This is a genomic window from Paracoccus sp. FO-3 (assembly GCF_006386455.1).
Taxonomy (GTDB): Bacteria; Pseudomonadota; Alphaproteobacteria; order Rhodobacterales; family Rhodobacteraceae; genus Paracoccus; species Paracoccus versutus.
Genome location: NZ_VCBQ01000023.1, coordinates 17,562 through 30,171 on the forward strand (window position 1 = coordinate 17,562; position 12,610 = coordinate 30,171).

Sequence of the window (12,610 nt, forward strand, 5' to 3'; positions counted from 1 at the left end):
CAATGGGGCAGGCCGGTGCGATTCCGGCCGGCCGCCGCAGATCGAGCCAAAACTGCACCGGATCGGAAGGAATTGCAATATACAATTACTGCATTCTTTGTATAACGATCCGCAGAATCGCCTGAAACAGAGGAAGCCATGCAGGATTATGATGTCATCGTCGTGGGCGCCGGACCGGGGGGCTATGTCGCGGCGATCCGCGCAGCGCAGCTGGGCCTGAAAACCGCCATCGTGGAGCGCGAGCATCTGGGCGGCATCTGCTCGAACTGGGGCTGTATCCCGACCAAGGCGCTGCTGAAATCGGCCGAGGCGCTGGAAACCGCCCGCCGCGCGGCGGATTACGGCGTCCGGGTCGAGGGGCGGATCACCGCCGATCTTGCGGCGATGGTCGAGCGCTCGCGCGGGGTCGCGGGCCGCATGGCCGGGGGCGTCGCCATGCTGATGCGCAAGAACCGCATCGCCGTGATCTGGGGCAAGGCCCGGCTGGACGGGCCGGGCGCCGTGACGGTCGAACCCGCCCAGCCGCATCCCCGCAACGCGGCGGCCAGGCCGCCCAAGGGTGCGCTGGGGGCCGGCCGCTATACCGCGCGGCATGTCATCCTGGCCACGGGCGCGCGCCCGCGCGTGCTGCCGGGGCTGGAGCCCGACGGCCGGCGCGTCTGGACCTATTTCGAGGCGCTGGCCGCGCCCGAACTTCCCAGCCACCTGCTGGTGGTCGGCTCGGGCGCCATCGGCATCGAGTTCGCATCCTTCTTTGCCGCGCTTGGCGCGCAGGTGACGGTGGTCGAGGCGGCGGGGCGCATCCTGCCGGCCGAGGATGCCGAGATCGCGGATTTCACCCGCCAGCAATTCGCCCGGCGCGGCATCGCCTTTCATACCGGCTGCACGGTGACGCAGCTTGACCGGGGCGCAGAAGGCGTGACCGCCACGCTCCGGGACGGCAAGGGCGAGACGCACAGCATCGAGGCCAGCCATGTCATGGTCGCCGCGGGGGTCGAGCCCAACAGCGAGGATCTGGGCCTGGCCGAGGCCGGCGTGGCGCTGGAGCGCGGCTTCGTGCGCACCGACGCCCTGGGCCGCAGCAATGTTGCGGGCATCCATGCCATCGGCGACCTGGCCGGCGGGCCGATGCTGGCGCACAAGGCCGAGCACGAGGCGGTGATCTGCGTCGAGGCCATCGCCGGCCAGAACCCCCATGCGCTGAACCGCGACCGCATTCCCGGCTGCACCTATTGCGACCCGCAGATCGCCTCGGTCGGGCTGACCGAGGAACGGGCGCGGGCCGAGGGCCGGGACATCGCGGTCGGCAAGTTCCCCTTTCTCGCCAATGGCAAGGCCATCGCGCTTGGCGCCGAGCAGGGGCTGGTCAAGGTCATCCACGACCGCAGGACCGGCGAGCTTCTGGGCGCGCATATGGTCGGGGCCGAAGTGACCGAGATGATCCAGGGCTTCGTCCTGGCCATGGAGCTTGAGACGACGGATCGCGAACTGGCCGAGGCGGTCTTTCCGCACCCGACCCTTTCCGAGACGATGAAAGAGGCGGTTCTCGCCGCCATGGGCCGGGCGATCAACATCTGACCGGCCGCCGCCGGCCGGGGCGCGGATGGTCCCGGCCCCGGCGGCTTCGTCAGGCGCCGCCGGGCACCTCGAGCCCCGCCTGCCGGGCGATGTCGCGCGCGGCGATCCAGCCGAAGGTCACGGCCGGGCCGATGGTCGCACCCGCGCCGGGATAAGAGCCGCCGAACACGTTGGACTGGTCGTTGCCCGCCGCGTAAAGCCCGGCGATGGGTCGGCCGCCCTGCCCGATCACCCGCGAATGTTCGTCGGTCTTCAGGCCCTTGTAGGTGCCGATCTCGCCCGGATAGATGCGCACCGCGTAATAGGGGCCCTTGTCCAGCGGCCCCAGCGCCGGGTTGGGGCGATGGTTCTCGTCGCCCTGATAGCGGTCATAGGCGGATTCGCCCCGGTGGAACTCGGGGTCGCGCCCCTCGGCGGCATGGCGCGAGAAATCGCGGATGGTCCGGGCCAGCGCCTCGGGGTCGATGCCCAGCTTGCGCGCCAGCGCCTCGGGCGTGGCGGCGCGCGTCAGGTAGCCGTTGCGCAGGTAACGCCCCTTGGGGATCGGGAAGGGGCGGACGAAGCCCATGCCCCAGCGCCGGATCGCCCGGTCGTCGCCGATCAGGAAGGCGCGGTCGGCGCCCCGGCTTTCGAAGGCGTCCAGCATGGCGGGCACCAGGTCGTGATAGGGCGCGCTTTCATTGGCAAAGCGCCGGCCGTCCGGCAGCACCATGATGAAGCCCGGCTTGTTGCGGTCGGTCAGGTGCGGCCAGACGCCGTTCTGGTCCACCGCCCCCGGCAGGCGCGAGGTCGGCAGCCAGGCGGCGGGCTGCAGCAGCTCGGCATTGAACTGCGCGCCGACCTCCTCGGCCATGCGGATGCCGTCGCCGACATTGGTGACGGGCGCGGGCGTCACCGGCTCCATCGTCCGGGCATGGCCGGGATATTGCCGGGCGCGGCGGTCCTTGTCGCGCGGAAAGCCCCCCGCCCCCAGCACGACGGCATGGCGCGCCAGCACCCGCACCGGCTTGCCGTCGCGCAGGATCTCGGCCCCGACGACGCGGTCGCCCTCGCGGATCAGCCGCTCTGCCGGGGCGTTCAGCCAGAACGGCACGCCCAGGTCATGCGCCGTCCGCGCCAGCCGCGCGATCAGCGCCCGGCCGCGCACGATGCGCTGCGACGATCCTTTCACCGCCAGGTCCATGAAATGCCGCGCCATGCGGCGGATCACATAGGCCATGGCCCTGGGCGAGCGTCCCGCCGCCAGGAACTGCTTCATCTCCAGCGTCGAGCCGATGGCCAGCCCCAGGAACAGCGTCTGCGGCAGCTCGCCCTTGAGCGTCTTCATCAGCTCGCCCATCTTGGCAGCGTCGTAATCCATCGTCCCGACCGAGCGGATGCGCGAGCCGCCCTGGGCCTCGGGGTGATAGTCGGGAAACTCCATCGGATAGAATTTCACCTCGGTATGGTCTTCCAGATACTCGACCATGCGCGGGGCATGTTCCAGATAGGCCTCGATCCGGGCCTCGTCATAGCAATTGCCGGTTTCGTGCCGCAGATAGGTCCGCACCAGGTCGCCGTCGTCCTCGACCCCCAGCCGGGCGCCCAGCGCCTTGGCATGGCGGCTGCCCGGCACCCACAGCACGCCGCCCGAGGTCGCGGTGGTGCCGCCGAACTGCCCGGCCTTTTCGGTGACAAGCACCTTGAGCCCGGCCTTGGCGCAGGTCACTGCCGAGGTCAGCGCCCCCGCCCCCGAGCCGATGACCAGGACGTCGCAGGTTTCTGTCTGGGTCATCCTTGCCTCCTTCATGGATTGTCCGCCCGCTGCACGCGCCTCGCGCAACGGCCAAGGGAAAGAAAACCGGCGGGTTCAGATCTGCGCGAAGGCGTCGCGGCAGACGATCACGCGGCCCTCGGAATCGAGATAGCCCATGTCTCCGGTCTTGAAGAAACCGCTGCGGTCCAGCACCTTGCGGCTGGCGCGCAGGTCGTCGTGATAGCGCAGCATCAGCGGCGCGCCGCGAATCCAGATCTCGCCGATCTCGTAAAGCAGCATGTCCATCGAGGTGCGGGGATCGACGATCATCACCTCGACCCCGCGCAGGGGCCGGCCGGCGGTGGCATGCGCGGTATGCGGCGGGTCGCGCGGGTCCGAGCAGATGGCGATCCCCGCCAGCTCGGCGCGCTGGTAGCTGTTGAAGATGCGGCTGTGCGGCAAGGCGCGCTGCCAGCCGCGGACCAGCCTTGCATCGCCGCTGAGCAGGACCATGCCCGGCTGCATCTGCACCGCGGGCGGGGCTTGCGGCGGCACCGGCGCCGCGTCCGCCAGGATCAGGTGGCTTGCGGGCGCCGAAAAGGCCGGCAGGTCGCAAAGCGCCGCGCCCGCCAGCAGTGCGGCCAGCTCGGCGGTCAGCCGGACGGCGTGGTTCAGGGGCAAGGGCACCGCCAGCCGCGACCCCGGCCCCATGCCATAGCGCGCGGCCAGGCCCCGCGCGGCGCAAAGCAGCGCCCGGTGGCTCAGCACCACGCCGCGCGCCGTGTCCTGCTGGCCCTCGCCGTAAAGGACGACGGCGGGATGGTCGGGCAGGACGCGCCCGGCGCGTTCGGCCAGTTGCCCAAGGTCGGGCGCATCGCCCTGGGCCAGCAGCTCGTCGCAGGCGAGATGGCGCACTGCCGCAAGGCTCGTGCCGCGGCCCGCGCCTTGCGAATGATGCACCAGCAACCGCAGGCCCGAGCCCTGGAGCGCCATGGTCAGCCGGGCTTGCGGCAGGCTGGGCTCCAGCGGCACCACCACGCCGCCCAGCCACCAGATCGCCGCGCAAAGCGCCGTGCGGTCGGCCGAGGGCGGCATCGAGACGCCGACCCGCTGGCCGCGGCGAAGCTCGGCCGACAGCAGCCCGGCGGCCAGGCGCAGGATGCGGTCGCGCATCGCCGCATGGCTGGTCGCGCCCTGTTGCGCGACATGCGCGGGCAGGTCGCCCCAGGATGCACCCGCCAGGGCGGCGCCGATCACCGGGTCGCCCAACCGAAAGCCCGTGCCTATCGCCCTGTCCACGCCCATGCCCCGCCTGCCGTCATACCACGTTGAAATGCTCGGGCACGCCGGCGGGCCAGACCGTGCCCCACATCTGCATGCCGCCGTCGATGGTCAGCACCTCGCCGGTGATGAAATTGCCCGCATCCGAGGACAGGTAGGCCACGCCTTCCGCGATGTCCCAGCCGTTGCCCATGCGCCGCTGCGGGTTGACGTTGCGAAAGCGCGCGGTGGCCTCTGCGGGATATTTCGACAGCCCTTCCGAGGCGATGGCGCCCGGCGCGATGCAGTTCACCCGGATGTTCAGCGGCGCCCATTCCGTCGCCACCGTCCGGCTGAGATAGATCACCCCCGCCCGCGCCGCGCAGGTATGCGCGGCCTGCGGCATGCCGCGCCCGACATGGGCCACGATCGAGATGACGTTGCCGGCCTCGTCCCGGTCGCGCCAGCGTTGGGCGGCGCCCTGCATCATCCACCACGTCCCGTTCAGGTTCAGGTCGATGACCGAGTTCCAGCCCTTGCGCGAAAAGCCGATGGCGTCCTGCGGGAACTGGCCGCCGGCATTGTTCACCAGCGTGTCGAGCCCGCCCCAGTCGCCGAAGACCCGGTCCAGCAGCGCATCGACCTGGTCGGGGTCGCGGATCGACATCGGCATGTAGTCGACATGCTGGCCGGTCAGGCGCCCGACCGCCTCTTGCGCATCGGCCAGCACCTCCTCGCGCCGGCCGGCGATCATGACCTTCGCGCCCAGCCGGGCCAGCAGGAAGGTCATCGCCCGGCCCATGCCGGTCCCGCCGCCGGTGATCAGGAAGCGCTTGCCCGCGAAAAGATCGGGGGCGTAGATCGTCGGCCGGCTTGCCAGTTCCTCATCGGTCAGGAACCATTGAAACCCGTGCGGGCCTGCCGCCGAGGGCTGTGCCATTTCGTTCATATCCGTGTCCCATTGGCGAAATTTGCGTCCCGGCCGTGGTTGAAGGCCGCGATCCCCTCGCGGCTGTCGGCCGAGTTCATCAGCGCGGGGCCGTGCCGGTGGCCCCAGTCGATCGCGGCTTGCAGCGTCTCGTCCCGCGCCACCTCGTAAAGCTGCTTGGCAAGGCGCAGGCAGTGCCAGGAATTGGCCAGCACCTCCTCGGCCAGGGCGACGGCCTCGTCCAGCACCCGGTCGCCCGGCACGACGCGATTGACCAGCCCCAGCGCGGCGAAAGCCTGCGCCGGGTAATGGGCGCCCGAAAAGATCACCTCGAAGGCCTTCTGCCGCGGCAGGATCTGCGCCAGCCGCTGCACGCCGCCGGCAAAGGCGACCATGCCGCGGCGGATCTCGGGCAGGCCGAAGACCGCGTGGTCCGCCGCGACGACCAGGTCGCAGGCCAGCGCCGCCTCGCAGCCGCCGGCGACGGCCGCGCCGTTGACGGCCGCGATCAGCGGCTTGGGGCAGCGCCGCTCGGTCACGCCCAGAAAGCCCGCGCCCGGCACCAGCCCGGTGCCCGAGCCCATGCGGCCGGCCTCCTTCAGGTCCATGCCGGCGCAGAAGGCGCGCTCGCCGGTGCCGGTCAGGACGATGGCGCCGACGCTTTCGTCGGCCTCGGCATGGCACAGCGCCTCGTGGACGCCGTAGGAGGTGGCGCGGTCGGCCGCGTTGCGCAGTTCGGGCCGGTCGATGCGGATGATCGCCACCGCGCCGCGCCGTTCATAGCGAACGGTCGGAGGAAGGACGGGCAGGTCCGGCATGGCTCAGGCCCGCTCGGTTTCCGAGGGTGCCTCGGCCGGTTTCCAGTTGCTGTCCCAATAAGGCTGCAACAACGGCTTGATGCGCAGCGCCGGGGGCACGCGGTCGGCACCGATGCGGCGGTCGAGTTCCTCGTGCCAGTGATAGATCCGCCGTTCCTGGTAGTTCAGCGGAAAGTCCCGCAGCCCGCTGGACATGGCGGCGATCTGGATCTTGTCGGCGAATTGCAGGTCTTCTTCCAGGATCGCGGCGAAATTGCGGATGCGCATGTCCCAGACCTCGGGGCGCGGCCCCTCGCCCCAATGCGGCGCGAACCAGTAGACGTCGATCGACATGGTGTCGATGGTTTCGGGCCAGAAGGCCAGGACCGGGATCCCCCAGGGCGAAACCGGCGTGACCAGGTTCGGATAGGCCATCAGCGACAGGTTGGTGTCGCCGAACCAGGGATCGACGCCGTCGATCTCGGGCAGGCCGCGCACGCCGGGGTCTTTCCAGCCCTCGCGCTTGAAGGGCGTGACCATGCGGGAATGCCCGTGTTCGTATAGCGTGATGGCCGAGCCGCGGTGGTCCAGGAAACGGTCCACGGTGTTCTGGTGGATCGACTTGAGGTGATAGACCTCGAGGAAGGCGTCGATCAGGATCTTGACGTTGCATTTCACCTGGATCGTGGACTTGTCGATCAGTGCCAGCGTGTCGGGCTTCATCTCGTCCAGCGCCTGCGCCACCGGGCCCAGATAGTCGCGCAGGGCCATGGCGTCGGAATCGAGGTTCACGAAATACAGGTTGCCGATATTTTCGCAGCGCACCTCGACCAGCGAACGGCAGCTGAGATCCAGCCCGACGAAATCGCGCCGGTCGCGCAGGTTGATCAGCTCGCCGCGCGTGTTGTAGGTCCAGCCGTGATACTTGCAGGACACGCCGCGGGACTTGCCGGACGGCTCGGTCACGACGGGCGCACCGCGATGGCGGCAGGTGTTGTAAAAGCAGCGGACCTTCTGGTCCTCGCCACGGATGAAGAACAGCGGCTCGCCCAGTCGCGACCACTGGATGTAGGAGCCGACCTCGGGCAGTTCGTCGGCATGGACGGCATAGAGCCAGGTCTTGCGCCAAAGATGCTCCATCTCCAGCGCGAAGAAGGCGGGATCGGTATAGCGCAGGCCCGGCAGGTCGGGGAACTGCGGGAACCCCTCGGGTGGACCCCCGCGCGCGCTTTCGTAAGCCTGCTGATCCAAGATACGCTGCTTTTCTTGCGGATTCATCGCCATTCCTCCCCAGAAGACGCTGATGCGATCAGGCCATGGGGCGGAAAGCATCCGACCCGGCCGATTAGTATGTATTTTTATAGATCATTACTGCATACGCAAGAACAAAATTTGTGGATTGAGATCGGCGGGGAGATCAGCTGGCCCGGACGCGCTCCTCGTTCATGGCGATGTAATCGGCCAGGATGTCGCCCTGGACCTTGGTATGCTTGCGGAATTGTTCGGCCGCCCGCTCGACGTCCTGGGCCAGGATCGCCTCCAGAATCGCGCGGTGATCCTCCAGGTTCGACTGCGACTGGCCCGGATAGCCCAGCTGGAAGCGGCGATAAGGCACCAGCTTGCTGCCGAGCTTGTTGGTCATGTCGATCAGTTCCTTATTATGCGTGCCGTCGATCACCAGCAGGTGGAACTTGCGGCTCAGCGCATAATAGTTGTCCTGGTCGCCGGCGGCGAAGGCGCGCTCGGACTGTTCATGCACCTCCTTCAGCGTCGCGCGCTCTTCCGGGGTCATCCGCCGGGCCGAGTATTTGGCGCAGATGGATTCCAGTTCGGACATCACCTCGAACTGCCGGATCAGGTCGGTGACATCGGTCATGGTGACGACTGCGCCCTGCCGGGGCCGCTTTTCCACGATGCCGGACTCGATCAGTTGCAGGATGGCCTCGCGCACGGGGGTGCGGGAAACCTCGAAGCGGCGGGCAAGCTCCTCTTCGTCCAGCGAGCTTCCCGGCGCGATGGCGCCCGAGAAGATGTCCTGTTCGAGCGCAAGCCGAACCTTCTCCGAATGCGTCATTCCGGCAGATCGTGCCATTTTTCTTCTCCTTCTCTGCCCATGAGCTTGACCCGGTCGAAACAGGCTTCCCATATACGCCAGGTGGCAGCAGATTGTATGCTTACACTTCACGCCCAGCGTATTCCAAGCCCGAGTCGCTCTGCAATACTGTTGCCGATGGCAAGGTGGCCACACCGGCTGGAAGCAGCCCGTTTTCGCGTCCGGGCGGGCCTTCAGGATGAAAATCTTGCATTGGCAAGAATTGTATATTGAAATGCGGTAAAAAATACACAATGATGCCGCCACGGAGGGGGAGGATCAATGCCGGACAGCTTCGATCCCGTGGGAACCAAGGCCAGGTCGCGCCAGGGCGCCATCGTCCAGATGGGCTATGTCGTGCCCGACCTGGAGTGCGCGCTGGCGCATTGGACGCAGACGCTGGGCGTGGGCCCGTTCCTCGTCACCCCGCGAATCGACTATGCCGAGCTGCATTATCGCGGCCGGCCGATCCAGGTCGAGAACGCGGTGGCGCTGGCTTCCTGGGGCGGCATGCAGATCGAGATCATCCAGCAGACCGGCGGCGACGATTCGATGTTCACCGATTTCATCGCGCGGCGCGGCGGCGGCCTGCATCACGTCTGCCTGCTATCCAGGGATCTGGACGCCGACCTTGCCGCCTGGCAGGCCGAGGGCATCGGGGTGCTGATGGGCGGGCGCACCGCGGCCGGCATTCCCTTTGCCTATCTGGACAGCGACCCGCTGGACCAGGGCCGGGTGGTCGAGATCGTGCAGCCCTCTGCCGGGCTCGTGAAATTCTTTGCCCGGCTGGAGGCGCTGGCGGCCGATTGGGACGGTTCGCAGCCCATCCGCCATCTCTAGCCCCAGATCGACAGACAAGGACGCCAGATGCCACGAATCACAGCCACGGACCGCGACGGAAGCGTGAAGGAGTTCGACGCAGCACCCGGAACCAGCCTGATGGAGGCCCTGCGCGACGTGGCCGGCCTTGACGTCGCCGCGATCTGCGGCGGTTCCTGCTCTTGCGCGACCTGCCACATCTATGTCGCGCCCGGCTGGCTCGACCGCCTGCCGGAACAACAGCCCGACGAACGGGAACTGCTGGAATTCATGGAAACCTATCGCGAAACATCGCGGCTGAGCTGCCAGATCCCCGTGACCGACGACCTTGCCGGGCTCGAGGTGACGCTGGCACCCGAGGAATAGCCGCAATCGTCGCAGCAATGAGGGGCCCGGCGCGAACGGGCCGGGGGGAAAGATGTCAGCTACGCTCAACTACACGGCCACCACCACGGTCGGCGATCTTCTGGTCCGGGCAACGGCACGGACGCCGGACAAGGACGCGATCCGGTTTCCCGACCAGAACCGCAGCTTTCGCCAGCTGCACCAGGCCGCCATGCTGCGGGCCCGCGAACTTTACGGCCTGGGCGTGCGGCCCGGCGACCATGTCGGGATCTTCCTGCCCAGCTGCATCGAATACCTGGAATACTACTTCGGGCTGGCCTATCTGGGCGCGGTCTCGGTGCCGATGAATGCCCGCTATCGCGAACACGAGCTGCGCTACCAGACCGTCAACGCCGACCTGGTGCATATCATCTCGACAACGCAGGTGGCCGAGGGGCTGGACTTCCGGGCGCGGCTGCACCAGGCCTTTCCGGCCCTGCGCGACGCGCCCCCGGACCAGCCGATCAGCCTGCCCGAGGCCCCCCGCCTGCGCGGCATCACCCTGCTGACCGACGAACCCTCGGCCGGATGCCTGCGCCAGTCCGTGTCCCAGCGCTTCGCCGCCGATGTCGAGGACGCGCTGATCGACCGGCTGCGCCGCGCCGTCACGCTGCGGCAGACGGCGCTGATATTGTATACTTCGGGGACGACCTCGAATCCGAAAGGCTGCATGATCAGCCACGAGGCGCTGGTCCGCACCGGCATGGGCCTGGCCGAGCGCTACGGGATGACCGATCGGGACGCGTTCTGGTCGCCCCTGCCCATGTTCCATGTCGGCGCGCTTTTCCCGCTATGCGCGGCCTATCATGCCGGCGCCACCTATATCGGCATGCAGCATTTCGACGCCGCCGCTGCGCTGCGGCTGGTGCGCGAGGCGCGGCCGACCATCGGCTATCCCAGCTTTGCCCTGTTCCTGTCGGACATGGTCTATCACCCGGATTTCCGCGCCGAGGACATGGCATCGCTGCGGCTCATCAACTGCTCGATGGCGCTGAGCCCGGAGCCGTTCCGCGAGTTGATGCGCAAGAGCTTTCCCAACGCGGTCTTCGTCGGCACCTATGGCATGACCGAAACCGCCGGCACCGTCACCACCAGCGACCCCGCCGACAGCGAGGCCGAGCGCTTCAACCGCCTTGGCCGTCCCTTCGACGGGCTGTCCGTGCGCATCGCGCGCGAGGACGGCACCGGGGCCGCGCCGGGCGAGATCGGCGAGATCTGCGTCAAGGGCTTCTCGATCTTCACCGAATATTACGGCGATCCCGAAAAGACCGCCGAGGCCAAGCGCGACGGCTGGTTCCATACCGGCGACCTCGGCTCGCTCGACGCTGCCGGCACGCTGATGTTCCACGGCCGGGCCAAGGACATGCTGAAGGTCGGCGGCGAAAACGTCGCCGCGCTGGAGATCGAGATGGTCGTGGCCCAGCATCCCGCGGTCAAGACCTGCCAGGTCGTCGGCAAGCCCGATCCGCGGCTGCAAGAGGTGCCGGTGGCCTTCGTGGAACTGGTGCCGGGCCAAAGCGTGGACCCGGCCGCGCTGATCGCCTATTGCAAGACGCGCATCGCCAGCTTCAAGGTGCCGCGCGACGTCCATTTCATCGCCGAATGGCCGATGTCCGCCAGCAAGATCCAGAAATTCAAGCTGCGCGACATGGTGCAAGAGATGGCGGCGGATAGCTGCGCCGCCCAATAATCCATCACAAGTATTTTTACTTCGTTCTACAATATTTTTATATCCATCTGTGATATACATAGTATTGTGGAGGAAGCCGAGAATCCGTCACGGATCGCGAAGGATCGCGATCCGATACCGGGCGACCGCCAGGTCAACCCGCCGTTCACATTCCTGGGGAGGAAACCGTCGTGAAACTGTCCAATCTGTTCGCCACCTGCACCGCAATGGCGTTGCTGCCCGCCATGGCCGCCCAATCCGACGAGTATCACGTCGTCGTCCTGCAAGCCCTGACCGGCCCCGCAGCCTTCATCGGCACCGCCGTCGCCGACGGCATGCGCCTGGCCGAGCAGCAGATCAACGAACAGGGCCTTCTGGGCGAGGGCAACACGCTCAAGGTCACCTATGCCGATGACGCCACGGATCGCACGCAGACCATGTCGCTGATCGCGCGCTATGCCAACGATCCCTCGATCCTGGGGATCCTGGGTCCGACCAGCGGCGCGGTCGCCATCGCCGGCGCGTCCTCGGGCAACCAATACAAGGTGCCGGTCGTCACCACGACGAACACGCCCGAGGTGCTGGATCAGGGGCCCTGGTCGTTCATCCTGACCCAGCCGCCGGAAATCACCATCCCCTATCTGGTGGATTACGCGGCCGATGTGAAAGGCGTGAAGGAATGCGCCGTCATCGGCATCCGCGACATCGAGGCCTATGTCGCGTTGCAAAAGCAGTTCGAGAAGCTGATGACCGACAAGGGCGTCAGGATCACCACCGTCGAACAGGTCGGCGGCACCGATTCCGACTTCTCGTCGGTGGCGACCAAGATCGCCACCTCGCAGCAGGATTGCGTCTTCGTCTCGGCCTCGGCCTCGCAGGGGGCGAACATCATCGTCCAGCTGCGCCAGGCCGGACTGGACCCGGCGACGCCGGTCTTCGGCCACAATGCCTTCGCCTCGCCCGAATTCCTGAACCGCGGCGGCGCGGGCGTCGAGGGCGTCACCTTCATCGCCGACTGGGTGCCGGGCGGCTATGACGATTTCACCAAGGCCTTCGCCACCGAGTTCAGCGAGACGTTCGGCCACGAGGCCGACAACTGGAACGCCGTCGGCTACGGCGGGATGCTGGTGATGGCCAATGCGCTGAAGTCCATGCCCGAACCCACGCGCGAGGCGCTGCGCGACCAGCTGGGCAAGACCAGCGAGGTCCGCGTGGCCGCCGGCCAGGGCAGCTATTCGGTGGACGAGAAACGCTATCCGCATGTGGGCATGAACGTGCTGACGGTGCAGGACGGCGCCTTCGTCCAGGCTCCGCGCTGATCGCCCGCGCGCCATGGGCCGGGGCGCCG

At 67.6% G+C, this 12,610-nt stretch carries 11 protein-coding genes; 5 read left to right on the forward strand and 6 right to left on the reverse strand.

Translation table 11 applies throughout. The annotated features are described in order from the left end of the window. Positions 1-138 precede the first annotated feature (138 nt). Entirely contained in the window at positions 139-1,578 is a 1,440-nt protein-coding gene (gene lpdA, locus FE811_RS08655; RefSeq protein WP_140847193.1) for a dihydrolipoyl dehydrogenase, read from the forward strand. A gap of 49 nt (positions 1,579-1,627) precedes the next feature. Here lpdA and FE811_RS08660 read toward each other — a convergent pair whose 3' ends face one another. The 6 genes from FE811_RS08660 to FE811_RS08685 all read right to left on the reverse strand — a co-directional run bounded on the left by FE811_RS08660 (position 1,628) and on the right by FE811_RS08685 (position 8,390). Continuing rightward, positions 1,628-3,352 (reverse strand): FAD-dependent oxidoreductase, encoded by a 1,725-nt coding sequence (locus tag FE811_RS08660; protein WP_036757284.1) that lies wholly within the window; start codon positions 3,350-3,352, stop codon positions 1,628-1,630. 75 nt (positions 3,353-3,427) lie between these two features. Then, entirely contained in the window at positions 3,428-4,612 is a 1,185-nt protein-coding gene (locus FE811_RS08665; protein ID WP_166436124.1) for a class I adenylate-forming enzyme family protein, read from the reverse strand. 19 nt (positions 4,613-4,631) lie between these two features. After that, the gene (locus tag FE811_RS08670) at positions 4,632-5,513 is read right to left on the reverse strand and encodes an SDR family oxidoreductase (RefSeq protein WP_214275235.1); all 882 of its coding nucleotides are present in this window, start codon (positions 5,511-5,513) and stop codon (positions 4,632-4,634) included. 5 nt (positions 5,514-5,518) lie between these two features. Continuing rightward, positions 5,519-6,319 (reverse strand): enoyl-CoA hydratase/isomerase family protein, encoded by an 801-nt coding sequence (locus FE811_RS08675; RefSeq protein ID WP_140847199.1) that lies wholly within the window; start codon positions 6,317-6,319, stop codon positions 5,519-5,521. A gap of 3 nt (positions 6,320-6,322) precedes the next feature. Then, on the reverse strand, positions 6,323-7,549 hold the full coding sequence (locus tag FE811_RS08680) for an aromatic ring-hydroxylating dioxygenase subunit alpha (RefSeq protein ID WP_255469696.1): 1,227 nt from the start codon (positions 7,547-7,549) through the stop codon (positions 6,323-6,325). A 166-nt stretch (positions 7,550-7,715) separates the two neighbouring features. Continuing rightward, positions 7,716-8,390 carry a GntR family transcriptional regulator gene (locus FE811_RS08685; protein WP_028710204.1) on the reverse strand — a complete coding sequence of 225 codons (675 nt, stop codon included), beginning with the start codon at positions 8,388-8,390 and terminating at the stop codon, positions 7,716-7,718. 282 nt (positions 8,391-8,672) lie between these two features. Between FE811_RS08685 and FE811_RS08690 the strand changes: the two genes are divergently transcribed. From FE811_RS08690 to FE811_RS08705, 4 genes are all read left to right on the forward strand, one after another. Then, a complete protein-coding gene (locus tag FE811_RS08690; protein WP_140847204.1) occupies positions 8,673-9,230 on the forward strand; it encodes a VOC family protein in 558 nt (185 codons plus the stop codon). Between the two features lie 27 nt (positions 9,231-9,257). Continuing rightward, positions 9,258-9,575, forward strand: coding sequence for a 2Fe-2S iron-sulfur cluster-binding protein (locus FE811_RS08695; RefSeq protein WP_072463255.1), 318 nt, complete (start codon positions 9,258-9,260; stop codon positions 9,573-9,575). A gap of 52 nt (positions 9,576-9,627) precedes the next feature. Then, positions 9,628-11,283: a class I adenylate-forming enzyme family protein gene (locus FE811_RS08700; protein WP_140847207.1), complete on the forward strand. Its 1,656-nt coding sequence runs from the start codon at positions 9,628-9,630 to the stop codon at positions 11,281-11,283. A 170-nt stretch (positions 11,284-11,453) separates the two neighbouring features. Further along, the gene (locus tag FE811_RS08705) at positions 11,454-12,581 is read left to right on the forward strand and encodes an ABC transporter substrate-binding protein (RefSeq protein WP_036757221.1); all 1,128 of its coding nucleotides are present in this window, start codon (positions 11,454-11,456) and stop codon (positions 12,579-12,581) included. The last annotated feature ends 29 nt before the right edge of the window (positions 12,582-12,610 follow it).